The sequence below is a fragment of the Kolteria novifilia genome (assembly GCA_007748055.1).
In the GTDB taxonomy this organism is placed as follows: domain Bacteria; phylum Planctomycetota; class Planctomycetia; order Kolteriales; family Kolteriaceae; genus Kolteria; species Kolteria novifilia.
The window spans coordinates 5,138,841-5,163,877 of record CP036279.1 but is presented as its reverse complement, the minus strand read 5'-3'; the positions used below and the strand labels follow the sequence as shown (position 1 = coordinate 5,163,877).

The following is a 25,037-nucleotide window of genomic DNA, read 5'->3' as shown; positions in this document are numbered from 1 at the left end:
TCCCACCGGTACAAACCTGCCTAACGCGACAGAAAGTGAGGAGTGAACGTCCATGGGAATGAATCGTCGAGACTTTGTCAAATCGTCCGCGCTGGCGACGGCAGCCATTGGCTTCCCGAATATTCTCCGGGCCGGAAGCCCGAATGAAGAAATTCGGATCGCGTGCGTCGGCATCAAGGGCCGGGGTACTTCTCACATCGCCGGCCACCAAGGACAGGACAATGTCCGCGTCGTCGCCCTGTGCGATGTCGATGAGGACGTCCTCAACGGTCGCGCCAAGTCGTTCGAGAAGAAGTACGATCTCAAGGTCGATCGGGTCAAGGATCTTCGCAAACTGCTCGAACGCGACGACATTGATGCCGTTTCTCTGGCGACCCCGAATCACCAGCACGCCATTCAGAGCATCTGGGCCGCTCAGGCGGGCAAGGACGTCTACGTCGAGAAGCCGGTCTCCCACAACGTGTGGGAAGGTCGCCAACTCGTCAACGCCGCTCGCAAGTACGATCGCATCATCCAGACCGGCACGCAGTCACGTTCGAGCCCCAGCTTGAAGGAAGCCGCCGAGTTCGTTCAAGCGGGCAAGCTCGGAAAGATCCAGTACGCGGTCGGCACCTGCTACAAGCCGCGCAAGAGCATCGGCAAGCTCGACAAGCCGCTCGACATCTCGGACTCCATCGACTACGACCTCTGGTGCGGACCGGCGGCGAAGGTCGATCTCTACCGTCCGAAGCTCCACTACGATTGGCACTGGGACTTCAACACCGGCAACGGCGACATGGGCAACCAGGGCATCCACCAGATGGACATCGCCCGCTGGTTCCTCGGAGAGGATGAACTCTCGCCGGTCATCTTCAGTCTCGGCGGTCGCCTTGGCTACGAGGATGCCGGCAATACGCCGAACACCCAGACGGTATATCACGGTTACAAGAACGCTCCGCTGATCTTCGAGACGCGCGGCTTGCCGACGTCGAAGGAAGCTCAGAAGAGCGGCTGGAAGCCGATGGACAACTACCGCGGTTCCCGCGTCGGCGTCATCGTCCAGTGCGAGGACGGCTACGTCGTCATTCCTTCCTACACCAGCGTGAAGGCCTACGACAACAACGGCAAGGAAATCGAGAAGTGGAGTGGTGGTGGCAATCACTTCAAGAACTTCATCAGCGCCGTTCGCTCGCGCAAGAAGTCGGACCTGAACGCCGAAATCCTCGACGGCCACCTTTCGAGCGCCCTGTGCCATACGGGTGCCATCTCGCACCAGATGGGTTCGAAGATGTCGGCCGATCAGATCGCCGCTCAGATCAAGGACAACGCCCTCTTCGCGGAGTCGTTCGATCGGATGGCCAAGCACCTCGAAGCCAACGGCGTCGATGTCGAGACCGCGTCGATCACCGCGGGCCCGATGCTTGAGATGGATCCGAAGACCGAACGCTTCACCAACAACGATGAAGCCAACGAGTTGCTGACCCGCAACTACCGCAAGCCGTTCGTCGTGCCGGAGATCAACTCCTAACGACGGTTCGACTTCGCAGGTCGATTCAGCCATGTTGAGCAACACGAGCGAGCACGTTCCCACGCGGGACGTGCTCGTTTTCTATTTCTTGAACAGGGAAATGGGATCGCGGCAGGCTGTGTCGCGGATGACGTCGACACGTTTCGTGGGTGGGGGTGTCGTCCACCCCGAGTGCGTTGTGATGTGACGTGTCGATTCAAGAGAGGTGGCTGGGGTTCAAGATGACCCCAGCCCGAGAGAGAATGTCGCGTTTGTTAGGACTTGGTCGGGGGGAGTGGCTTGAGGAAGATGTTCTTCCACTGCATTTCGCCGCCGTGAGTCTGGAGCTGGATCGGGCCGGTCTCATAGAGGGGCGTCTTGCGGTCCTTGTCCCAGTAGTTCTCCATCGTCGCGTCGTCGACGACCAACTTGTCGTTGAGCCAAACCGAGACTTTGTCGTCAACGATCTTGATGCGGAAGTTGTTCCACTCGCCGATCGGCTTGTCGGCGTGGACGAGCGGATCGCTCGGAGCGGTCTTGTTGTTGAAGAGGCCGCCGGAGCCCTTGTCGGCCTTGATCTTCCACTTGCCCCCTTCCTGGGTAGTGTCCCAGATCTGCACTTGGGGTGAGCCGCGAAGATAGACGCCGCTATCTCCCTTGGGCACCATCTTCCAGTCGATGAGCAGTTCGTAGTTGCCGTAGTCCTTGTCGGTCGTCAGGTAGACGCCCTTGCCGTCATTGATCAACACGCCATTCTCGACGCGCCAATGCTTCTTCATGTCCTCGTCGAATTCCTTTTGCTTGGCGGCGCGCTCGTCCTCGCTCAGCGCGGCCCATTTGGCCGGATCGAAGTGGGGACGGCCCTGCCAGCCGGAAAGATCCTTGCCGTTGAAGAGGGCGCTGTAGCCCTTGGGGGGGACGTTCTGCTTCGCGTCGGCGAGGCAGACGGATGTTGACATCGCCATGAGCGCGGCGAGCACGAGCGGACGGTGCATGGTGGTGGTCTCCATGACGAGCTATCTCCATTTCGTGAACAATCGTTGGGGCTGGTCGTGGCCAAGCCCGTTCCGGCGCGGTGCCGGTCTTGGGGTCGAGACACTTGCTCGATCACTAGGCGGGAGTGGTTGATGGTCTCCGGTGGGAACCCGCGTCTTGGCCGCAAGCATAATCCTTCCATCGCGGGAATCAAAACGGTTTCGGGAAAAGATGTCGCGCGAGATGTGTGAAGCGAGCCCCTTGGATGGAGTGGCGGCCGCCTACTCAATCGTCGGTGCTTTCACGAGACATCGTTTCGGGGCGGGGTTGGAGATAGCCTCCGAACCGCTCGGGAAGGAGATAGCCGGGGTAGGTGAGGACGCGCCGGACGTCTTGGGGGCGGGTTGCGAGGATTCGGGTCGCCTCGTCGAGGGCCCAGGGGGCGTGATCGAGGATTCGCGTGACATTGGGATGGAGCGTTCCGCCAACGATCACCCGCTTGACCAACGAACGGGTGGCGGCCGACTCGTCGTCAAGGTGCTCGATCGCTTGCTCGCGGTGTTGATTGATGAGATCGGCGGCTCGGGCGAGCGATTCGCCATCCCCCGAGAAGGCCGCCTCATTGAGAATGAGTTGACCTCCCTTGGTCGCGCGGTCCTCGTCGACGGCAAAGACGTGAATCGCCCAAGCGAGCGCCAACGCGTTCGGGTCGACGACCGAGAAGAGTCGCACGCCGCTCGGACCCGACTCGTACCAAGGTTCGCAGGCGTAGAGCAAACGGGTAAATGCCGTCGCTTTGGACGAGTGGGTCAGCAGCCACGCCCACGCGAAGCCCTCAATCGGGTTGGGATTGAGTTGGATGTCGCCCCGCAGCCGACCAAGGGACTGGAGTTCGAAGAAGACCTCCGGGTTGATGAGCGGGTCGAGATGGACGAGCACCGTCGCGTTCTCGGGCAGGTCGTGATTGACGTCGTCGAGGATTGCGGGCGTGACCGCGTCGTACCAGTACGTCGGCTCAAGTCCCCAGTCCATCGCACCCCGAAGCCCGACGTTGTAGTAGCTCAGTTCATAGGGGTGAATGCGAACCCAGTCGACGGCGGCCCAGCCCGGTCCGATCAGCAAGAGGAGCATCCACGCGATGTGGCGACGGGCGACGCGATCGGCGAGCCACGTCGCGCCCAGTCCCGCAAAGGCCGCGAAAAAGAAGAAGGTCGGCAAGAAGAGACGAACGCCATCATGGGCCGGCGTCGGCAACATGCGGAAGAGGGGAAGGGTCATCATTTGCAGGAAAAAATAGATCGGCAGCAAGTCGACTCGCGCATGGAGGAATCCTCTGACGACTCCCGCCAGGCCTAGGGCGAGCGTCCCGAACGGAATCGTCACCGCCATCAACACGAAGGCGTTGTGCCAAGGCAGCGAATAGTTGTACTGCTCGCCGAGGTAGAAGATCGCGATTGGCGGGAGATGATCCTGCCGGTGGAGGTTCAGGTCGACGTAGGAAGCGAACTTGGGGATGGTGTCGTGCCACCAGGTCGGGTTCAGCGCGATCACGACCAGCGGCGTCACCGCCATCGTCATCCATGGGAGTTCCAGAGCGATGTTCCAAGCCTTGCGCGATCGACGTTGGCTCGACCAGAAGAACACGAGGGCCATGAGCGGGCCGAGGAGGAAGCCGCGCTGCCACGACGGCGGGATTCCTAGACGATCGGGACCGGCGAGAAGACTGTACCCGAGAGGAACCAAGGGAGCGGCGATCAGCGAAGTCCAGAGGAGCCAACGTCCCAGCATGCGCCACGGCGAGCGCGCTACGACCGTGATCCCGAACCAAAGAATGACCGGCACCAGCACGACGACACCGCTGGCCTTCACCAGAAAGAGGCACGCGAGGCTGGTGGCGAAGAGCCACTGGAGCGATCGTCGGGCGAGAGCTCCGAGAAAGAGCCAGGCGGTCGTGATCCAGAAGAGAAGCAACGCCATGTCGGTGCCGATGACGTGGGCATGCCCCAGCAGTCGTGGCAGCGTCGCCAGGGAAAGCGCGGCGAAGAGCCCCGCCGGCCAGCCGTAGGTGCGGCCCACCCAGTGCCCAAGCATCGCGACGACGAGGGCGAATTCGATCGCGCCCGCGAGGCGCCGGGAGGAGATGTCGTCCCAGATGTTGTGCATGGGCCAGTAGGTGAGCAGATGGAGGTAGCTCGCCATGGGTGGGTGGAAGTTGCTGCCAAATCGGTTGAAGACCCAGTAGTGGTCGATCGACTCCGAGGAAAAAGAGGTTGCCAGCGAGACGTCGCCTTGGACCATTTCGCCGAACCAATTCTGGAGTCCGATCTGGCTATCGCGGTAGGCGGGTTCGTCCCAGGAGATGCCGGGGCCGGCGACCGTCGCGCCCGCAACCAGCGCGGTGAGCAGAAAGAGTGCCAGTGTCATCCACCACGGGTAGGTAGGCTTCCCGGGTTCCTCGGTCATCTCGTTGCCTTGCGTGAGGGAAATCCACGTCAAACTCGGACGGCGGGGCGGAGCGTCCGCGGTCGCTGTCATGGTCGTGTTTTCTACTATGCCAGTTCGATTCGGTGGGGGGAAGGGAGGTTGTCGTGACATCATTGGGGAGATTTCGCCGCTGGCGGCATTTCCGTATCCTGACGCCAGCAACTTGGGAATCGCGTGCTCGAAGGCCCCCGAGGGAATGATTCGGCGAGCGACCAAGATTGCGGTTTCGAGGGCGAACTGTGTCAAAGGAGGCGCGTGATGTTGACAGCGGAAGGGTGTCGTCAACGGCGGCAGCGGTTGTGGGACCAGCTTGAGGAGAAACCCGATTGGATCCTCGTCAGTGATCCGCGTCATTTGAACTACCTCACGGGATTCTACGCGTCTCCCTTCTCCTTTCGTTCCAATGGCGCCGGCGCGGTGCTGATCCTGGGTCGGGAGGGCGAGTCGATTCTCGTCACCGACAACGTTCTCGACGTCTACGCCGACGCCGCGCACGTCGATGAAGTCGTGGCGCACACTTGGTACGACTGTAGCACCACCGCGCCGCACCGACAGGCGCTGCTCTTCGAGAACGCCCTCGAACGGCTCAAGCAGTGCAGCGGTTCGGTCTTTGGTTTCGAAGCGACTGTCACCCCGACCGCGGTGGTCCACGGCGTCTCGTCGGAACGGCAGGGAATCCGCTGGTACGACATCGATCCCGTTCTCCATCGGCTCAAACGACAGAAAGATCCCGATGAGTTGGTCCTCATCCAGCGAGCCATGGATGCGGGGACGGCGGGGTTCGCCGCGGCCCGGGAGAATGTGCGTGCGGGGATGACCGAGCAGGACTTCTACCAGGTCGTGCTCAACGCGGCCATCAAGGAGGCGGGGGAGCCCGTCATCCTCTACGGCGACTTTGTCAGCGGACCGCGAACCGCGGAAGTCGGGGGACCACCGACTCACCGGGTGATCGAGAAGGGGGACATGCTCCTGCTCGACTGCTCGGTTGTCGTTGACGGCTATCGCGGTGACTTCGCCAACGCATGGATCTGCGAGGGAACGCCGACCACCGAGCAACAGCGCCGCTGCGATGCCTGTCTTGAAGCGATGCGTCTCGCCGAGGCGATGCTCAAGCCGGGAACCTCCTGCCAGGAGATTCACCGGGCCGTCGAAGCGAGCTTCGAGGAGAAGGGCCTTTTGGAGCTCTTCCCCCACCACACGGGGCACGGGCTGGGCCTGGGGCACCCCGACGCACCCTTCCTGGTCGGCGGTAGCTTGGACACCCTGCTGGAAGGGGATATCGTGACCCTCGAGCCGGGGCTCTATTCCGAGGAGGTCGGCGGAATGCGTTTCGAGCACAACTACTTGATCACCGCGGAGGGGCCGCAGCAATTGTCCGGTCACCATCTCGGACTCTGATGAGCAATCGGATGCGGTCGTTGGCGTACAGGGAGGGATATCGCGACGATGTGGAGGTTTCTGCGGCTCGTCGGCTTCGTGTTGTGTCTGGTACTTGGACTTGTCATCTCCGCGGCCGGGTTCGGCAACATCCAGAAAATCCGTGAATGGGAACGACTGCCGCGGACCGTCGTCATGGCAGTGATGCCGGGCGAGGTCGATCTCGGGGGAAAGTTGGTCCTCAACGGCGAGCCGCTTTCGTCGCCGCGCTCGAGCACCGCTTGCCTCTACTATCACTACACCGTCGAACGCCGGACCGAGGACAGCGACGGTGACGAGAGTTGGGAGACGATCGAGAGTCGCAAACGAGCGGTTGGGTCGTTTTTTCTGGTCGACGCGACCGGCCGAATCCTCGTCAAGCCCTCTTCGGGTGTCGACTGGGATACCAACAAGACCAAGGTCGAACGCGTCGGCGACTTGCGCTACACCGAGGCGATGCTGCTTCCGGACTCCGAGGCCTACGTCGTTGGCTATGCCTTTCGTCCCAACGGTCAGCCGCAGTGCCAAGTCGGGTTCCTACAAAAGGGACAGTACACTCCCAAGATTGGCGTCGGCACCGAGGAAACCGCTCGACGCTGGTTGGCAACGGAGAGCTTCTACGAGAGCTGGATCGGGCTCTGTTTCCTCTCGTTCGCGGTCTACTTCTTCCTCACCTTTCTCAACTGCCATCAGATCTTCCTTTACCTGACGTTGACGGCGGTGACGGTCTCGAGCGTCCTCGTCTACCAAGGGACGACGATGATGGTCGCCGATCTTCGGGGTGCGAGAAAGCGGGTCGAACGCATGCTCGAGACGGCGCATGAGGAATTCAAGCTGTCGTTGACGCAGGCCCAGCTTCCTTGGAACGGTTCCTGGGACAAGGTGGTCGATCTCGACGAGCCGCGGTTTCAATCGCTTCCGGCGCGGCTACGCCAACGGCTCAATCGCATCCGGATCGACGTCAATCGTGCGATCGACCGTTCCCATGCGATGTCCCAGCGTTTTCCCGACTGGATGTTGGCGTCCTACAACGGCATTCACTTTCCGCCCCCGCTGGTGGTCTCGGCACGAAGCCAGGAGGAACTGCGGAAGCTCGAAAGCACGTTCCACACCGTCCGCTTCGGCATCACGGTGGTGGTGGTCGTGTTGATCGTCGTCGGGTTTGTTGGATCGGTGGTCTTGACCTACCTCGGGTTCCGACTGCTGAAGACGAAGCGCCTGATCGAGAACGTGCCGACCTCGAAGTCGGCGGGGGTGACCTTCGGGCTGGCCGAAGTGACGGGCGTTGCCGACTTGGACCTGCCGGTGCCGCTCGTCCATGGACCGCTGTCGGAGCTTCCCTGCTATTGGTACCACTACACCGTCAAGGAGAAGGTGAAGAGCGGAAAGAACTCCAGTTGGAAGACGATCGAGGATCGCAAGGACTGGGCAACTCTTTACTGTCGCGACCAGGACGGTGTCTTTCCGATCGAACCCGAAGGCGCGGAGGTCTTCCATCGCACCACGCTGACGCGTCGTCAGGGAAAACTCCATTATACCGAGCATCGGATCGAGCCGGGCGAACCGGTCTACGCCCTCGGGAGCGCGGAGGTCGATCCGGAGACGGGCGATCGCTTGCACATGGTTCGCGGACCCAGCGACCTCCCCTTTATCCTGTCGACGTTGAGCGAACATGAGGTGATGATCCGCAAGTCCCGCTGGGGCTTGATGTACATGACCTTCGGGCTCGATCTGGTGCTCTTCGCGGCGATGCAGTTCTTCTGTTCGGTCGGCGTTTTCGGACCGATCGACTATCTTTGGTCGGCCCTGGCGGCGATGATGTATCTCTTCCTTCTCCTGGCCGTCTTTTTGTTCAACGATCTGGTCTTTCTCCGGCAGCGAGTCGATCGTGCCTGGAGCAATATCGACGTCGCGCTGAAGAAGCGTTTTGATCTGGTGCCGAACCTCGAGCGCGTGGCGAAGGAGTACTCGCAGTATGAGCGAGGACTTCAGGAACTAGTCGCGAAGCTGCGGACCGAGAAGGGGGCGGGCGCCGAGGTGGGGCATGACTTTCACGAGCAGGTCGCCGAGGCCGGTAATGCCGTGGCTGACCGGCTGATCGCGCTGCGGGAGGCATACCCGGACCTCAAGGCCAACACGCTCATGCGAAAGCTGATGGCGTCGCTGGTGACCATGGAAAACGAAATCGCCCTGATGCGCGACGGCCACAACGACGCCGTCGAACGCTACAACTCCAGGATCGCTCAAATTCCCGAGGTCGTGATCGCCCGAATGGCGGGCTACAAGAGAGCGAGCTTCTTTCGGGCGGACGTCGAGGTGCGTGAAGTCGTCGACGTGTCGTTGGCTCCCGATTCGGAGGAACGTCCCGACGACTGACGGGGCCGGCCCGCTACTCCGCGACGGCGTAGGCGACGTCGTCTTTCGAGCCGTGCTTGACGGTGTACATCACCTTGTCGGCGGTTCGGGTCATCGCCGTGCATGACTCCGGCGGCGTGGGAAAGGTCACCACGCCGATGCTGAAGGTGATGGGCCAGTCGTTGTCTTTCATCATCTCCAAGAGCTGCTCTCTCAGCCTCTCCACGACCGAACGGGCATTCGCCGCGTTGGTTTCCGGAAGGAGAACGGCAAACTCGTCGCCTCCCAACCGGGCGGGGACGTCGGACTCACGTACCGTCGCGAGCATGGTCTTGCCAATCGTTTGGAGCACCGTGTCGCCGGCGGCGTGTCCCATGGTGTCGTTGACAACCTTGAAGTGATCGCAATCGATGTACGCCAATGTCATCGGTCGCTTGTGACGCCGCGAGAGGACCAATTCCCGGTTGGTTTGCTCAACGAAGGACTTGTGATTGGCCAGTCCCGTCAGGGAGTCGGTCCGAGAGAGGGCGCGATTGAGTTCCATCGCTCCTCGAAGCCGCGCCGTCATGAAGGCGAAGATGGCGAAGTAGATGAGTCGGACGGAGACGTTCCAGAAGAGCAGTAACTCCGACAGGGGAGCCGGGCGATCGAACCAGTTATTCAACGCCCAAGTCCCGGCACTGGAGACCGCGGCGACGAGCCCCGCGATGAACCCGCCATACCAGCTCGCCCATAGGACGACGGGCAAATAGAAGATCTCGAACGCCAAGCGTTCGTCGGTCTTGTGGTCGAGGTAGCCGACCCCCACGACGAGGATGGCACCCACCACCACCGCGAGCATCGTTTGCGGAGCGGAATGAACGCGGGGGTCGGCTGGCGGGAACTCGTGTTCGTCCTTGGGGCTGGCCAAGACCATGCTCTGTTCCCAACTAGCGACGTCGTCTTCCCGCAATCAGGCTGAGCACGGCCACGAAAAGGCTCGCTCCGATGATGGACCAAACTACCGGGAACCCGCCAATTTCGGCGATCTCGGGGAGATTGAGCGCATCGGCTAGCCACCGACCTAACACCGCGCCGACAAAACCAAGGGCGATCGCGACCAGGCAGCCTCCTCGGCTCACGCCGACAAGCGCTTGGGCAATGCTACCACAAACCCCGGCGATCACCAGGAGGAGCAGCAGGTCCAGGATAGGTGGCATGACAGTGGATACCTTGTTTGCAAGACGCGAGACGACTTGCCGAAGATGATACGTCCGACCCGACGATATGGATTCCATCCTAGGACGTCCGAATGGACATGACGACTCCGCTTTAAGGCTTCCGGTGTGGAAAGGGCGGCTCCAAGACGCTACATCCAGAAGGATACGTCCCGAAAAGAGGTTCCATTCGATCGTAGCGAGGGCCACGCCGATGAGAGTCAATCCGGTCAAACAACGTCTTCGTGAGGGGAAAGAGTCGATCGGAACCTGGCTCTCGCTCGCCAGTCCCATCGCGGCCCGGGCGCTTGTCCGGCTCGACTTCGACTGGCTGACCCTCGACATCGAGCATTCGCCCGTCGACTGGGAGACGGCCTCGACGATTTTTGGCTCGATCGCCGACGCCGGGGGAATCCCCCTGGCGCGCGTCCCTGCGGGACGTCACGACCACATCAAGCGGGTGCTCGATGGTGGCGGATTCGGGGTGGTGTCGCCGATGACGATGTCTCGCGAGGAGGCCGAGGCGTGCGTGGCGGCCATGAAGTACCCGCCGGTGGGCAACCGTAGTCTTGGCGGGGTCATGCACGCGATGAACTTCGCGGCGCCTCCGGCGGAGTACTACAAGCGAGCGAACGACGAGATTTTGGTCGTCCTTCAGTGCGAGCACATCGACGCTGTGGAAAAGGCCGACGAGATCTTCTCGGTCGAGGGGATCGACGCGATGTTCGTCGGCCCGAACGATCTGCGAGCCAGCATGCGTGACGCGTCGGGCGCCGATCCGACTCCCGACGCGTTCGAAGAGGCCTTGAGCCGAATTCTCGCCGCGTGTCAGCGACACGGGATCGCGGCGGGGATCCACTGTTTCGACGCGTCCGCGGTGGAAATGCGTCTGGAACAGGGCTGGCGGTTCTTGGCGTTGGGAAGCGATATTTCGCTATTAATGGGGGGGGCGAAGTCGGGTCTCGAGGCTTTGGGACGCAGCGGCAACTCGCGCGTCGCGAATTACTGAGGGGCCTTCCCTGGCGATCGACCTCCACATTGTGAAAAATTGCACGAATGGGAGTGAATTCAGCGCCAGGTTCGTTATCATCTCGGTAGGCGGTAGTAGTAGAACGCGGGGTCTGCCTACTTTTCCTCTGGCAGCGATAGTGCAACGGCTCGTTGAGCCGTTCGTGCATGTCCGCGTTTCTCCAAATACAAATTGACGGCAGCGTACTTTATGAGCGACGAAGCCCATTCCAATACCAGTCCCGGTTCGGCATCCGAACAGCCCAAGCCGGCTGATGCGCCCAAGGACTCCCCCACGGCCCCCGAGAAGAAGGTCGCCGCGGAGAAGACCGATAAGCCCGCGCCCGCGGTGAAGAAGAAGGCGCCGGTGAAAAAGAAGGCCGCGCCCAAGCGGGCGCCCGCCAAGAAAAAGAAGAAGGACGAACGCCGCTTCTTCCTCTTTACCGCGATCGGCATGGCGTGGACGCTCTTCACGCTTTCGCTGACCGGCATGGTTTTGGGGACGACCCGGTTTCTCTTTCCCAACGTCTTGGCCGAGCCGCCTTCCCAATTTCGGACCGAGCCGCCGTACGCGTTCGAGCCCGGAAAAGTCAACACGCAGTGGAAGGAAGAGTTTCAGGTCTGGCTCGTCTATCTCGACGACGAGGCTCCCCAGAAACTCATCGCGCTCTCGACGGTTTGCACCCACCTGGGTTGCACGCCGAGTTGGCTCGAGGCGGACCAGAAATTCAAATGCCCCTGCCACGGTAGTGGTTTCTACAAGACGGGCATCAACTTCGAGGGCCCCGCGCCGCGTCCACTGGAACGTTTTGCCATCTCCGAGGTCGACGGGATCGTCGTCGTCGATAAGAGCAAAAAATTTCAGTACGAACTCGGCCAATGGGGCGATTCCGAGTCCTTCATTCGGATGGGGTAACGGAGAGTCGGTGCCGACCAGTCGGACGCAGGCTAAGGGTGGGGCATGTCGCTAGCGGACGATATCAAGAATTCACAGATTTGGCGCAGCATCTTTCGCCATGCGGCTCCCGTCGATCGACGTAACCGCATCGTGGTGATGTTGACGAACTTCTTCCTTCACTTGCATCCAGTGTCGGTACGCAAGAGCGGGATCGCTCTGAGCTACACCTGGTGCATGGGGGGAATTACGTTCTTTCTGTTCCTCGTCGAGACGGTCACCGGCGTTTTGCTGATGTTCTACTACCGTCCGACCCTCGAACACGCCTTTCTCGACATCCTGAGCTTGCGTGACGTCACCACGCTCGGGATTCTTCGGGAACTCCATCGCTGGGGTGCTCACGCGATGGTGATATGTATCTGGCTGCATATGTATCGCGTCTTCCTTACAGGCAGTTACAAGCCCCCCCGCGAGTTCAACTGGGTGATCGGGACGATCCTGCTGGTGTTGACGCTGCTGCTGAGCTTCACGGGGTACCTGCTGCCGTGGGACCAACTCGCGATCTGGGCGATCACCGTCGGCAGCAACATGGCCCGAGCGACGCCATTTGTCGGCTACGAGGGCCCCGGTGCGAAACTCTTAACGATCGGTGACGTACCGCTCATTCACTCCGGCGGCGATGCTCGTTTCCTGCTGCTCGCGGGACGGAGCGTCGGCGAGGGGACACTGTTGCGGTTCTACGTCCTACATTGTGTCGCCATTCCGATCGTGGTCGCGACCCTGATCGCGATTCACTTCTGGCGAATCCGCAAGGATGGAAATATCAGCGGCCCGCTGTAACGAGGGGCATTCTCCGACGGATGGGCGGTCATCGTAGGCCGCCGCGGTGCTTCTGGTAGGAAAGGGATCGAGCGTGGGTCACGGAACCGAGCTGAGCCCGGATATCTCTAGGGGGCTTGGCCTCTACTTCCTGGTGCTTGGCCTCCTCAACGCCTACTACTGCGTTCGTCTGTGGACGGACAAGGGCTTCCAAGAGAAGTGGAAAGGTGCCAACGAGCCGGTTTCCAAGGTTCGTTTGGCCGCTTTTCCCTTGGTTTGGTCGCTGCTGACGACCTACATGCTCGGCACGTCGATTGAGTTCTTCAACGGCGTCGGTCCGGTCTTGAGCGAGGCGTTCCGCGATTGGATGGACCGTCTCATGGGACCGGTCAACTACTTCGTCATCTCGACCGCGGCCTTCATCGCTCTGATCGTTTTTCGGCGGATCTTCGCCAAGAACGTCACGGGCTGGGTCCTCCTCAACGGATCGCTTCTCTTCATCGGGATCAGCATGACCGATCCCGACTTTCGCGGGATCGTGGCCAAGCCCGACAACGTGCCGATCACGATGCTGATTTACTCCGTCGGTTTCACGACGTGGCTCGCCCTCCGCCAAGCGGTCATCAACGACGATCGCATCAAGGAAGGCAAGAAGCCGCTCGAGGCCGAAGGGGCCGAGAAGGTGCTAACCTGGCCGGATCTCGTCTACACCGAAATGCTGGCGATGGTTCTTTGCACCGTCTTTCTGTTGGTCTGGTCGATTTGCCTGAAGGCTCCGCTCGAGCCGCCGGCGTCGACGACGAAGATCCCCAACCCCTCGAAGGCCCCGTGGTACTTCCTCGGACTCCAAGAGATGTTGGTCTACTTCGATCCGTGGCTCGCGGGCGTCGTCTTGCCGACCTACATCATCATCGGTCTCTGTGCGATGCCGTACATCGACTACAACAAGAAGGGGAACGGCTACTACACCTTCGCCGAGCGACCCTTCGCGATCATCACGTTCCTGTTCGGGTTTCTGGTCCTGTGGGTCGTGCTGATCGTGCTCGGGACGTTCCTGCGGGGGCCGAATTGGAACTTCTTCGGCTTCTATGAAGTGTGGGACCCGGATAAGACCGTCGCGCTCAACAACATCGACTTGTCGGACTTACTGTATCTCGACCTGTTGAACACGGGCAAGCCGTCGAACATCCTCGCTCGCGAGTGGCTCGGCATCTTGCTGGTCTTGAGCTACTTCCTGATTACTCCCTTCATCATGGCCAAGACGTTCATGAAGGAGATGTTCATCCGCATGGGGCTGATTCGGTTCCTGGTGATGACGAACATCTTCCTGATGATGGCCTTCCTCCCCATCAAGATGGTTCTTCGTTGGGCGTTCAACCTCAAGTACATCATCGCGATTCCAGAGATGTTCCTCAACGTCTGAGTTGGACCCAAGGGTTTACGTTCACCAGCGAGCGAAAGGCGCTCCATGCCAGCGGATGAAAAGTTCTATCGCGACCAGAAGAAGCTCCATCTGGTCTTCTTCTACTCGGCGATCGCTCTCTTCGGGGCGACGCTCTGGATGATGGGAGCGGACCATTTCCGGTCCTGGAAGACCCACCAACGCGAGTTCGCCAACGTCAAGCAAGAAAAGCTTGCCGCCGACTTGGTGAAGATGCAGGTCCAACTCGATCAGCAGAAGCTCGAGGATCTCCAACTCAAGCTCAAGAAGGCTCAAGCCGAACGGGCCAAGCAGCAGCCGATCGTCGACAGCCTCAAGTCAGAGATCTTGGCTCTCGAGTTGGAGAAGACGAAGCTCAATCGTCGGGCCCAGTTCAAGAAGGCCGAGGTCGCCGAACTCGCCAGTAGCTACGACTTGGTCGTCAAGAAGATCGCCGAAGCGGGGCAGGGACCGCGACTGGCCAAGCTCGAAGAGAAGAAGGAGGAGGTCTCCGAGAAGCTCGCCGCTTCCCGCCAACAGTTCGAGGTAGTCAACAAGCTCGTCGGCGCCAAGGATCTCGAAGTCAAGAAGAAGCAGGCTTCGCTCAGCGCCATCGAGTCGGGCGTGGTCGAAGTGCAGGGCGAGGTCGAGAAGCTCACTGGCGACATCGCCAAGCTCGAACGCGTCAAGGATGCGACGAAGTTGAGCGTCTACGACGAAATTCGCGCCGCTCCGGTCCTCGATGGCTTCGCGTCTCCCCTCCAGATTAAGCAGGTCGCGCTCGAGGATCTACCGGTCGACTTCAACTTCAAGAAGGTGACTCGTTTCGATCGCTGCCAGACGTGCCACTTGGCGATCGACCAAGCGGGATACACCGAGCAGGCGGGTATCAAGCCGCCCTATCTCTCGCATCCGAATCTCGACCTCTTCGTCGGTGCCAACAGCCCCCACCCGGTGGAGAAGTTCGGCTGTACCATCTGCCATCAGGGGCAGGGAACCGCGACCTCGTTCGAGTGGGCGTCGCATAGTCCCGACAACGAAGCCGAGCGGGAACGCTGGACGAAGGAATACGGTTGGTTCTTCAACCACTTCCACGAGTATCCGATGTTCCCGACGCGCTTCTCGCAGTCGAGCTGCCTGAAGTGCCACCACGATCCCTACCAGGTTCCCGAGGCCGACAAGCTCCTTTCGGGTTACCAGACGATCCGCACCTACGGTTGCTTCGGCTGCCATGAGATCAATGGTTTCATGGAGGATGGCACCCAGTTCGGCCCGCATCTTCGCTTGGCCCAGTGGAACGATTCCGAGGAAGAGAAGCTCAAGGCCAACCGCAAAGTCGGCCCGACGCTCGCGCACGTTACCTCGAAGCTGACGCCCGAGTTCATCGCGAAGTGGGTTCGCGACCCGCAGGCCTTCCGGCCGTCGACGCGGATGCCGCAGTACTACCACCAGATCGACATGGAGGTTCCGTTCTACAACAGCCACGGGCCGGTCACCGAGTTCGACAACCCCCACGACTTGCCGACGCTGGCGATCACCGAAGTTCACGCGATCACCAAGTACCTCGAGACCAAGAGCAAGAAGGTCGAGGTTCCCAGTTTCGACGTCAAGGGGAACGCCGAAGCGGGTAAGGGACTCTTCCTGACCAAGGGGTGTGTCGCGTGTCACTCCCATAAGGAGATTCCCGAGCAGTTCGCGAAGAAGCCAAATCAATTCGGCCCCGATCTTTCCGAGATCGCCGCCAAGTTCACGACCGACGAGCAGAAGAAGTGGCTTGTCGCCTGGATTCACGATCCGACCTTCTACAACCCCGAAACCTATATGCCGAACTTGCAGCTCTCGCCGCAAGACTCGGCGGACATCGCGGCCTATCTACTGTCGGTGCCCGGAACGTGGGCCAAGGAGATCTCGGTTCCTTCGCTCGACGAACAGGCGCTCACCGATCTGCTCCTCTCCCTTGAGAAGAAGGGGAATCCCGAGCAAGTCGTCCGGGCCCGCATCGACGGCATGTCCACCGACGACAAGCTGATGGCGCTGGGCGAGAAGACCATCGGCCGGCTCGGTTGCTTCGGCTGTCACAACATCGACGGCTTCGACAAGGCCAAGCCGATTGGCGTCGCGCTTTCGGACTGGGGGAAGAAGGATCCCCACATGCTCGCGTTCGAAAACGTCCTCGAGTACGTCGAGGAAGAGGTCCACAAGGAAGGCGACGAGCACTTCTACTCGAAGAACGACTTTTACCAATGGGCGCTGGGGCATCACCAGCGGGAAGGCTTCCTGATGCAGAAGTTGCGCGAGCCGCGCAGCTACGACTTCAAGAAGATTCGCCGCTGGGAGGATCGCTCCCGGATGCCGCGATTCAACTTTACCGACGAGCAGCGGGAGGCGGTCGCGACCTTCGTCCTGGGCCTCGTCGCCGAGGAAGTGAACGCCAAGTACGTCTACAACCCTTCTCCCGAGAAGATGGCGGAGGTGCACGGACGCAACTTACTCGACAAGTACAACTGCTCCAGTTGCCATGTCATTGAACCGGGCGAATGGACCTTCGAGCTTGATCAAGAGGGAGGGGAAACCCTTGCGAGTATCGGCAAGAAGGAACTGGCCGCCGGCTACGACTTCCCGGGGCATTCGGCTTGGAGTGTTTCAAAGAGCAACCCCAGTCTGGAGATCACCGCGCGAGGACTTCCCTACGGCCTCGAAAGTCCTGACGATGCCGAGGATCCGGACAACCTGAAGGTGACGATTCAGCTTTGGGAGGCGCTTTCGGTCCTCGATCAAACGGTTCCCGCCGGCGTTCGTGTCCGGGTTGGGTCCAACGCCCTGGACGCCAAGGGAGCGGTCGTCGAACCGCCTTCATCGGGGACGTACGCGATGGCGTTGGTCGACTACTTCGTCAAGGACGCCACGCAGGATGTCGCCCTTCGCGATAAATCGTGGCAGAAGGCTCCGCCCCCGCTCATCCGGGAGGGAGAGAAAGTTCAGACCCCGTGGCTCTACCGCTTCCTTCGAGATCCGGTGACGATTCGGCCATCGGTGGCGCTACGGATGCCTCGGTTCAACTTCCGTGGAGGCGATGTCGAGGCGCTGGCGAACTACTTCGCGGCGGCGGATGAAACGCCCTATCCATACATCCAGATTCCCGAGCGGGACAGTAGCTATCTGGCGAAGATGGCCAGCGCCCACCCTGACTATTTGGTCGATGCTTATAAACTAATCACGCACAAGGACTTGTGCATCAAGTGTCACCCCGTCGGTGGGATCAAGCCCTCCGGTAAGCCCGAAGAACTTGGGCCTGCGTTAGTGCGAGCTCCCGAGCGTCTTCGTCCCGATTGGATGATTCGCTGGATCTCGAATCCGAAACGACTGGTGCCCTACACGGGGATGCCGGTCAACTTCCCGAAGGATAAGCCGCAGTTCCAAGATCTTTTTAAAGGTAGCAGTGCCGAGCAGATCAAAGCGGTTCGCGATGCACTGATCAACTACTCGGAGGTCGTCGACCGTCTCCTAACGGAGCAACGGGCCGACGCCGGAAAGAAGACCGCAGCTGCTGGAAATGGAGATGTTCAATGAGAATGCGTGTTCCGGGGAATCTTCTTCTTGGATTGGGTGTTTGCGCGTTGGTCGTCGGATGTGGCGGTGAGGAAACGCCGCGCCGCCGCGTGGTCGCCCAACAGGGCTCGCCCGCGGGTGGGGCTCCGGGCGCCGCGCCGACCACTGCCGCTCCGGCCGCCGCTCCCGCGGGAGATGCCGCGGGAGATGCCGCCGCCGGATGGGGAACCATCAAGGGACGGCTCGTCTGGGGTAAGCCGGAGCTTCCCAAGATGCCCGATCTGGACGTCAACAAGGACAAAGAGTGGTGCCTGAAAGAAGGCGCGCTCAAGGCCGAGACGGTTGTCGTCGATCCCGAGACCAAGGGAATCAAGAACGTCTTCGTCTACGTCCGCAAGCCGTCGGGCGTTCACCCGGACATGCCGAAAGATGCCGCGGCGGTCAAGGCTGCGTACGAAGCGGCGTTCAAGGAAAAGAACGGCATTCCGATCAGCGAGTTGGCCAAAGCCGTCGCGGAGAAGAAGGTCAAGCTCGCCGACGTCAAGGCTCCGGGCATGATCGACCAGGTTCACTGCCAGTACTATCCGCACGCCGTCGCGGTGCGGGAGGGGCAACCGACGCTGGTCCTCAATCCCGAGCCGATTGCCCACAACGTCAAGGTCTCGAGCGTGTCGGGCAAGAACGAAGCCAACCCGAACATGCCGCCGAACACGTTCCAGGTCTTCGAGTGGCAGGAGGAGAGTCAGCCCCTCAAGATCGAATGCAGCATCCATGGCTGGATGAACATGTACGGCATGGTCTTCGACCATCCCTACTTCATCGTCACCGACAAGGATGGCTCCTTCGAGATCAAGAACGTTCCGGCCGGTGAAGTCGCCCTGGTGATGCGAAATCCGAAGTACATCGACGCGAAGACGGGCGGCAAGGGAAGTTCGCGTGGAGCGAAGATCGCCGTCAAACCTGGCGAGACAGTCGATCTCGGCGAGATCGAGGTCACGGGACTCTGAGCAAGAGTTCGTGATGGTTCGAACGATCGAGTTCGAACGCCTCGCTCCGGCCCGATCGATCGCTGGAGCGACTACACGGTAACGATGAACATCGGGGACAGCTTGTTCCCGATGGTGAGGGTTTCTTCGAGCGGTCTGCTCGGAGTCGGGGTAGCGGTAGCCCATTCCGCTTCTGGAGGCGATCGAGGATGAGCCGACGGTTGACGTGGCTGACAGGTCTAAGCGTGCTTCTGCTGGGAGGTTGCGGTATCAACCTTCCGGGGCAGTACCCGCTGGCGTCGTACACGCGAGCGGAACTGATCGGGGAGAAGTCGGACGAACGAGTTGACCTTCCTCCGGCGATTCGCGAGGAGTTGGGGAATCTGCTCGTGGACTACTTCGGCACGCCGAAGCAGCCGGGGCTTCTCTCCATTTCCGACGAACAGTGGCAGAACTTGATCCACGGTCAGGCGCTCTATCAGAAGCATTGCATCCATTGCCACGGCCTCAATGGTGGCGGCAATGGTCCGACCGCTCCCTTCCTCTTTCCCCGTCCACGCGATTACCGCCGGGGAGTCTTCAAGTGGAAGTCGACGACGCGGACGGCCAAGCCGACACGCGAGGATCTTCTTCTCATCCTCAAGGAAGGGGCGATCGGAACGTCGATGCCTCCCTTCCGGCTCATGCCTGAGAAGCAACTCAACGAACTGGTCGACTACGTGATCTTCCTGTCGATGCGGGGTGAGTTCGAGCGGAAGCTGTTGCAGTACTACGCGACGGAAGGCCCCAACGTGCGTCAGATGTACGCCGAGGGCGTTTCGGGCGCGGAAGTGCAACAGTCGGTCGCTCAGTTCAACAAGGAACTGGCGGAAATGGCTCCGGAGGTCCTCGCGGAAGTCCAGGAATCCTGGCGGCAGGCCGGGGACGACATCATCGAACCCAATGAAACGATGCCCAGCTACAACGTCGAGTCCGAAGAGTACGAAGCCTCGCTCCAGCGTGGCAAGGAACTCTATCTCGGCGACAAGGCGGCTTGCTACAAGTGCCACAACCGCGATGGTCGAGCCAACGTCGCGGACATGGATCCGTCGATGCGGGAGAAGAACGTCGACGATTGGGGGCAGCCGAACTACCCGCGCAATCTCTTGCTGGGGATGTATCGCGGGGGGCGTCGGCCGGTCGACTTGTTCCGACGTATTCACCAAGGGATCGCGGGAGCTCAGATGCCCGCCGGCGGCAGCAACCTCAAGCCTCGGGAGATCTGGGACATCGTCAATTTCGTACGTGCGCTTCCCTACCGACCGAGCCTACTTCCGCAAGAGAAGCCAAAGAGCGCGGGACATGGTCACGGTCACGGTGCTGAAGAGAGTCACGCCGCAGAGGACGACGCCAAGGCGGAAGACCACTAGTCGGTCGACGTCGGATCCTTCGCTTGCATAGGGAATTTTTCAAGGGAGACATCCCGTGTCGAAGTGGGCCTACTTCTTCTTGGCGGTCCCGATCCTGGTCGTGGCGATCTTTGGAGCGAGCCTCCTCTTCCCGAGCCTCGGCTGGGGACTGCCCGAGAACGTTTCGACGATCGGTAAGAGTATCGACTTTCTGTACTACGCGATCCTGGCGATCACCGGGGTCGTCTTCGTCGGCACCCAACTCGCTCTCTGCTGGCTCCTCTTCATCGAGAAGGGCCAAGCGAGCAAGGACGGTCGCGGCAAGTACACGCACGGCAACCACCGCGCGGAAGTCATTTGGACTGTTGTGCCGGCGTTTGTCCTTGGCATCATCGCGTTCGCCCAGATGCCCGCGTGGTACCAGGCTCGATTCAACGGTCCACGGGTCGATCCGATCGCGCGGGTCGTGGCGCGGCAGTTCGAGTGGCGGATCGTCTATCCTGGGCCCGATGGCCAGTACGACACCTCCGACGATATTCACGTTCCCAACGAGTTGCACGTTCCGGTCAATCGGCGGGTGCGGATCGAGTTGCGGACGATGGATGTGCTGCACAGCTTCTTTCTGCCGCACCTTCGGGTCAAGCACGACGCCGTTCCGGGGCTGAGTGTTCCGGTTTGGTTCGATGCCACCAAGACGACGCGGGAATATCAGAACGAGAACGCCGAGCTTTCCAACGCCGATTTCCGGGCGGTCGATGGCACGACGCGATTGGGACGTATCTGCGTCGCGATCGACGAGGCGAAGACACCACTGACGTCATTCCTCAAGGATCACCTTTCCGCGGAGACGCGGGCAATGCTCGCGAGCTATTTGGTGACGTGGAACGCGACGTTGGGAGCGGAGTTCGAGCCGGCGGTTCCGAGCGGACTTCGTTCCGCGATGATTGGGGAACTCAATGGAATCCTGGCGACGGAGGACTTGAGCGATCCCAAACTGACCGAGGGAATCAATCTCACCGCGTCGACGACGAGTCACCTGGCGTCGCCCCTGGGCGGTCGCAAGTCGACCCTGCTCAACCGCGAGATCCTACAGGACGCGTTTCCCGGCGAGATCAAGCCATTGGAGCGACACTTCGATCTGGCGTGTGCCGAGCTCTGCGGCTGGGGACACTACAAGATGAAGGGTCGGCTCATCGTCCACGAAACACAGGAAGAACTTGACGCTTGGTTGGCCGAGCGGCATGCCGAACAGGAGGCGAGCAGATGAGTGTGGCGGGTTCCATCGACGCGTCCGGTGCTCATGACGATCACCACCACGCGCACGAATTGAGCTTCATCCAGAAGTACGTCTTCTCGACGGATCACAAGATTATCGGCATTCAGTTCATGTTCAGCGGCCTCTTCTGGCTGATGATCGGTGGACTGCTCGCCCTCGGGGTCCGTTGGCAGTTGGCGTATCCCTTTCAGACGATGCCGATCGTCGGGCCGTTGCTGTTTGGCACCGAGGGAGGCGCGATTTCGCCCGAGTTCTACAACATGCTCTTCACCATGCACGCGTCGGTGATGATCTTCCTGGTCATCATCCCGTTCATGGTCGGGGCGTTCGCCAACTACTTGATTCCGCTCCAAATCGGCGCGGACGACATGGCGTTTCCCAAACTCAACATGCTCTCTTACTGGTTCATGTGGCCGGCGTTCTTCTGCTTCGCCCTGAGTTTCTTCGTCGAGGGTGGTGCCGCTCAAGCCGGTTGGACCTCGTACCCGCCGCTCAGTTCGCTGACCTGGATCGATCCGGTGACCAAGGCCGGTTCGTCCGCTCCGGGGGCCGGACCGGGCCAGACGCTTTGGCTTCTGGGCGTGACCTTCGCGGGCGTCTCGTCGATGATGGGATCGGTCAATTACATGACCACCGTCATCAACATGCGGGCTCCCGGCATGACGATGTTCCGCCTTCCCTTGTCGGTCTGGGCGATCCTGATCACGGCGACGCTGCAAGCGTTCGCGCTTCCCGTGCTCACGGCGGCCGGCTTCCTGTTGCTCTTTGATCGTACGATCGGCACGCAGTTCTTCATCCCCGAGAACCTGTGGGTCAATGGCACGTTGATCACCGGGAGCGGAGCCTCGCCGCTGTTGTGGCAGCACCTCTTCTGGTTCTACTCCCACCCGGCGGTCTACATCATGATCCTTCCGGGCATGGGAATCGTGTCGGAGATCATCGCATGCTTCGCGCGGAAGCCAATCTTTGGCTATCGTCCGATGGTCTACTCGATCGCGGGTATCGCCGGCCTCGGTTTCGTCGTTTGGGGCCATCACATGTTCATTAGTGGCATGAACCCCGCGCTGGGGCTGACCTTCATGGTCACCACGATCTTCATCGCGCTGCCTTCGGCCATCAAAGTCTTCAACTGGCTGGGTACTCTTTGGGGTGGCAACCTCCATGTCTCGACGCCGATGTTGCACGCGGTCGGCTTCGTGTCGCTCTTCATCATCGGTGGCTTGAGTGGAATCTTCATGGCGGCCACACCGGTCGACATCTACATTCACGACACCTACTTCATCGTCGCTCACTTCCACTACGTGCTCGCGGGCGGCAGTCTCTTCTCGATCTTCGCGGGGATCACCTACTGGTTCCCCAAAATGTTCGGGCGGATGCTCAACGATTTCTGGGGCAAGGTTCACTTCGCGGCGTCGTTCATCTTCATGAACGGCACGTTCTTCACGATGCACCAGCTCGGTGCCGCGGGGATGCCGCGACGCTTGGCCAACCCGTACGACTACGACTACCTGGCGCACTTGTTGCCGATGAACCAGTTCATGACCTGGTCGGCGATCGGCATGGGCCTGGCGCAGTTCATCTTCCTCGCGAACATCTTCTACAGTCTCTTCTACGGGCCGAAGGCGTCGCGAAACCCGTGGCACGCCAATAGCCTCGAGTGGCTTGCGCCGTCGCCCCCCGGACACGGCAACTTCGAAAGCGTGCCGGTCGTCTACCGTGGCCCGCACGAGTACAGTTCGCCGCTCGTCAAGGACATCGACTATCTGCCGCAGTGGGTGGCTCCCGCGGACATCGCCGCGTTCGAGGCGCAGGCGAAGCTCGATCAGCCTGCCACGGAACCGGCTCCGCCCGAGCAACCCAGCGGCAATGACGAGCACCAAGCGTAAGTCAACGGGGAGAGTTGTTCGTTGACCGAGGTCTCCACTGACTCCTGGACCTTCTCGAGGCGCGCGAGCCACTACTTGGCGATCGCGACGCTGCTGGCGACGGTACCGCTGCTCTTTTCGGGCGGGCAGGTCACCAGCTACGGGGTTGGGATGGCGGTGCCCGATTGGCCGACGACTTTCGGTCAGAACATGTGGCTTTACAATTGGCTACGTGAGTCGCCAGGAGTTCAGAAAGAGCACACCCACCGCTTGCTCGGGACGCTGGTGGGGTCGCTGACGCTCGCGTTGACGGTGCTGGTCTTCGCCACGGAGAAGCGCCGTTGGCTTCGCCGTTACACGTTGGTGGTCCTCGCCGGGGTGCTCCTCCAAGGGATCATTGGGGGGCAACGCGTGGTGCTCAACGCGATGTTCGGTCAGGGCCTAGCCCTCATTCATGGCGGGTTCGCGCAGGCCTTCTTCGGGCTGTTGTGCGGCCTGGTGGTGTTGACGTCGCGACGCTGGCTCGTCGGAAATCAGATTCCGCACGAAGAGGCGACTCGCTGGCGCTGGAGTACGCTCGTGTTGTGCGTGGGCGTCTTTGGGCAGATCTTGCTTGGGGCGACACTTCGTCATCTAGGGATCGGGTTCATTCCTCATCTGGTGCTGGGTGGAGTGATCCTGATGGGGACTCTTTGGATGGGAATGTCGTTTCTGCTCGACGGTGACCTGCGGAGAGTTGGCGGGCTGCACGCATCGCTACTACTTGCTTTTGTCGGCATCCAGGTTCTGTTGGGGTTCGCCGCGATGTCGTTGACTGGGTTGCACGCTCCGGGAGTCGGCCCCGCGCCGACCGTCGAAGAGGCACTGGTCACGACGCTGCACTTATTGTGCGGTTCGGCAATCTTCGGGTTGGCGCTCGCGTTGACGCTTCGGACTTGGTCGGAACTACAACCACTCGAGGCAACGGCCGACGCTGGGGCGCCCTCGGGAGTCTTGGAGGCTGTGGGATGAGCATTGATCCAGCCATGGTGGCGGATCGGTCCGCTCTCGGCCTTCGTCTGGCCGATTACGCGTCGATGACCAAGCCACGCATCGCGGTGATGGTGTTGGTGACGGTCGCGGTTGGCGGCTTTCTCGCGACGGGAGGTGCTCCCGACTCCGCGACGCTGCTCAGCGCGATCATTGGGACGGGATTGGTCGCCGCCGGCGCCAGCGTGATGAATCAATGGCTCGAGCGCGAATCCGATGCCTTGATGCGTCGGACCGCGCTGCGGCCTATTCCGGCCGGTCGGGTTTCTCCCGCGGAAGCGTTCGCGCTGGGGACCGGACTCGGCTTGTTCGGAACGTTGTTCCTCGCCACCACGGTCAACTGGCTCACGGCTCTCCTGGCGGTGGTTTGCTACTTGCTGTATGTGGTGGCGTACACGCCGTTGAAGCGGTATTCGTCGCTGAATACGGCCGTCGGAGCGATTCCGGGAGCTCTGCCGGCGGTGATTGGCTGGACGGCGATGACCGGTCAGCTCGATCCGCGGGCTTGGATTCTATTTCTGATCCTGTTTCTGTGGCAGTTTCCGCACTTTTTCGCGATCGCTTGGCTGTACCGAAGCGACTATGCCGGTGCGGGCTTGAAGATGCTTCCGACGACCGAGGCGGGACAACGGGTCACGGGCGTTCAGGCGGTGGCGTATGCGTTGGCACTGCTGCCGATCAGCCTCGCGCCGACGCTTTTCGGTCTCACGGGGACGCTCTACTTCTGGGCGGCCCTGGCGTGTGGCATTCACTATCTTGCTTATTCCGTCGCGTTCATGATGAGGCAATGTGATCAGCGGGCCCGTCAGCTCATGTGGGCGTCGCTTGTCTATCTGCCGTCGGTGATGGCGCTGTTGATGTTGGACTTGGTGCAGGGAGCGTAGGAGTCG

General features: G+C 60.8%; 18 protein-coding genes. 14 read left to right on the top strand and 4 right to left on the bottom strand.

Annotation, left to right across the window (positions count from 1 at the left end):
- Nucleotides 1-52 precede the first annotated feature (52 nt).
- Nucleotides 53-1,507 (top strand): Gfo/Idh/MocA family oxidoreductase, encoded by a 1,455-nt coding sequence (locus Pan216_RS18955; RefSeq protein WP_145260334.1) that lies wholly within the window; start codon nt 53-55, stop codon nt 1,505-1,507.
- Nucleotides 1,508-1,761: 254 nt separating this feature from the next.
- On the opposite strand, the gene Pan216_RS18950 is transcribed toward Pan216_RS18955, so the two are convergent.
- Both Pan216_RS18950 and Pan216_RS18945 read right to left on the bottom strand, forming a co-directional pair.
- Nucleotides 1,762-2,496: a 3-keto-disaccharide hydrolase gene (locus Pan216_RS18950; RefSeq protein WP_145260333.1), complete on the bottom strand. Its 735-nt coding sequence runs from the start codon at nt 2,494-2,496 to the stop codon at nt 1,762-1,764.
- A gap of 250 nt (nt 2,497-2,746) precedes the next feature.
- Nucleotides 2,747-4,996 carry an ArnT family glycosyltransferase gene (locus Pan216_RS18945; protein WP_419192719.1) on the bottom strand — a complete coding sequence of 750 codons (2,250 nt, stop codon included), beginning with the start codon at nt 4,994-4,996 and terminating at the stop codon, nt 2,747-2,749.
- 207 nt (nt 4,997-5,203) lie between these two features.
- Here Pan216_RS18945 and Pan216_RS18940 point away from each other — a divergent pair, with 207 nt between their 5' ends.
- Nucleotides 5,204-6,343, top strand: coding sequence for a M24 family metallopeptidase (locus tag Pan216_RS18940; protein ID WP_145260329.1), 1,140 nt, complete (start codon nt 5,204-5,206; stop codon nt 6,341-6,343).
- Between the two features lie 48 nt (nt 6,344-6,391).
- Complete coding sequence (locus tag Pan216_RS18935; protein WP_145260327.1) at nt 6,392-8,737, top strand: LemA family protein; 2,346 nt, start codon at nt 6,392-6,394, stop codon at nt 8,735-8,737.
- A 13-nt stretch (nt 8,738-8,750) separates the two neighbouring features.
- On the opposite strand, the gene Pan216_RS18930 is transcribed toward Pan216_RS18935, so the two are convergent.
- Nucleotides 8,751-9,632: a GGDEF domain-containing protein gene (locus Pan216_RS18930; protein ID WP_145260325.1), complete on the bottom strand. Its 882-nt coding sequence runs from the start codon at nt 9,630-9,632 to the stop codon at nt 8,751-8,753.
- A 13-nt stretch (nt 9,633-9,645) separates the two neighbouring features.
- The gene (locus Pan216_RS18925; protein WP_145260323.1) at nt 9,646-9,915 is read right to left on the bottom strand and encodes a GlsB/YeaQ/YmgE family stress response membrane protein; all 270 of its coding nucleotides are present in this window, start codon (nt 9,913-9,915) and stop codon (nt 9,646-9,648) included.
- 211 nt (nt 9,916-10,126) lie between these two features.
- Between Pan216_RS18925 and Pan216_RS18920 the strand changes: the two genes are divergently transcribed.
- From Pan216_RS18920 to cyoE, 11 genes are all read left to right on the top strand, one after another.
- On the top strand, nt 10,127-10,921 hold the full coding sequence (locus tag Pan216_RS18920; protein WP_145260321.1) for an HpcH/HpaI aldolase family protein: 795 nt from the start codon (nt 10,127-10,129) through the stop codon (nt 10,919-10,921).
- 210 nt (nt 10,922-11,131) lie between these two features.
- The gene (locus Pan216_RS18915) at nt 11,132-11,836 is read left to right on the top strand and encodes a QcrA and Rieske domain-containing protein (RefSeq protein WP_419192718.1); all 705 of its coding nucleotides are present in this window, start codon (nt 11,132-11,134) and stop codon (nt 11,834-11,836) included.
- Nucleotides 11,837-11,881: 45 nt separating this feature from the next.
- Nucleotides 11,882-12,655, top strand: a complete 774-nt coding sequence (locus Pan216_RS18910; protein ID WP_145260319.1) for a cytochrome b N-terminal domain-containing protein — start codon at nt 11,882-11,884, stop codon at nt 12,653-12,655.
- A gap of 73 nt (nt 12,656-12,728) precedes the next feature.
- The gene (locus Pan216_RS18905; protein ID WP_145260317.1) at nt 12,729-14,057 is read left to right on the top strand and encodes a hypothetical protein; all 1,329 of its coding nucleotides are present in this window, start codon (nt 12,729-12,731) and stop codon (nt 14,055-14,057) included.
- Between the two features lie 45 nt (nt 14,058-14,102).
- Nucleotides 14,103-17,624, top strand: a complete 3,522-nt coding sequence (locus Pan216_RS18900; protein WP_145260315.1) for a c-type cytochrome — start codon at nt 14,103-14,105, stop codon at nt 17,622-17,624.
- Nucleotides 17,621-18,610 (top strand): hypothetical protein, encoded by a 990-nt coding sequence (locus tag Pan216_RS18895; RefSeq protein ID WP_145260313.1) that lies wholly within the window; start codon nt 17,621-17,623, stop codon nt 18,608-18,610. The genes Pan216_RS18900 and Pan216_RS18895 overlap by 4 nt, the downstream gene beginning before the upstream one ends.
- Nucleotides 18,611-18,798: 188 nt before the next feature.
- Nucleotides 18,799-19,998: a c-type cytochrome gene (locus tag Pan216_RS18890; protein ID WP_145260311.1), complete on the top strand. Its 1,200-nt coding sequence runs from the start codon at nt 18,799-18,801 to the stop codon at nt 19,996-19,998.
- 55 nt (nt 19,999-20,053) lie between these two features.
- Nucleotides 20,054-21,244, top strand: a complete 1,191-nt coding sequence (locus Pan216_RS18885; protein ID WP_145260309.1) for a cytochrome c oxidase subunit II transmembrane domain-containing protein — start codon at nt 20,054-20,056, stop codon at nt 21,242-21,244.
- Nucleotides 21,241-23,139 (top strand): cytochrome c oxidase subunit I, encoded by a 1,899-nt coding sequence (locus tag Pan216_RS18880; protein ID WP_145260307.1) that lies wholly within the window; start codon nt 21,241-21,243, stop codon nt 23,137-23,139. Before Pan216_RS18885 ends, Pan216_RS18880 begins: the two co-directional genes overlap by 4 nt.
- Nucleotides 23,140-23,160: 21 nt before the next feature.
- The gene (locus Pan216_RS18875; RefSeq protein WP_145260305.1) at nt 23,161-24,129 is read left to right on the top strand and encodes a COX15/CtaA family protein; all 969 of its coding nucleotides are present in this window, start codon (nt 23,161-23,163) and stop codon (nt 24,127-24,129) included.
- Nucleotides 24,126-25,031, top strand: coding sequence for a heme o synthase (cyoE, locus tag Pan216_RS18870; RefSeq protein WP_145260303.1), 906 nt, complete (start codon nt 24,126-24,128; stop codon nt 25,029-25,031). Before Pan216_RS18875 ends, cyoE begins: the two co-directional genes overlap by 4 nt.
- The last annotated feature ends 6 nt before the right edge of the window (nt 25,032-25,037 follow it).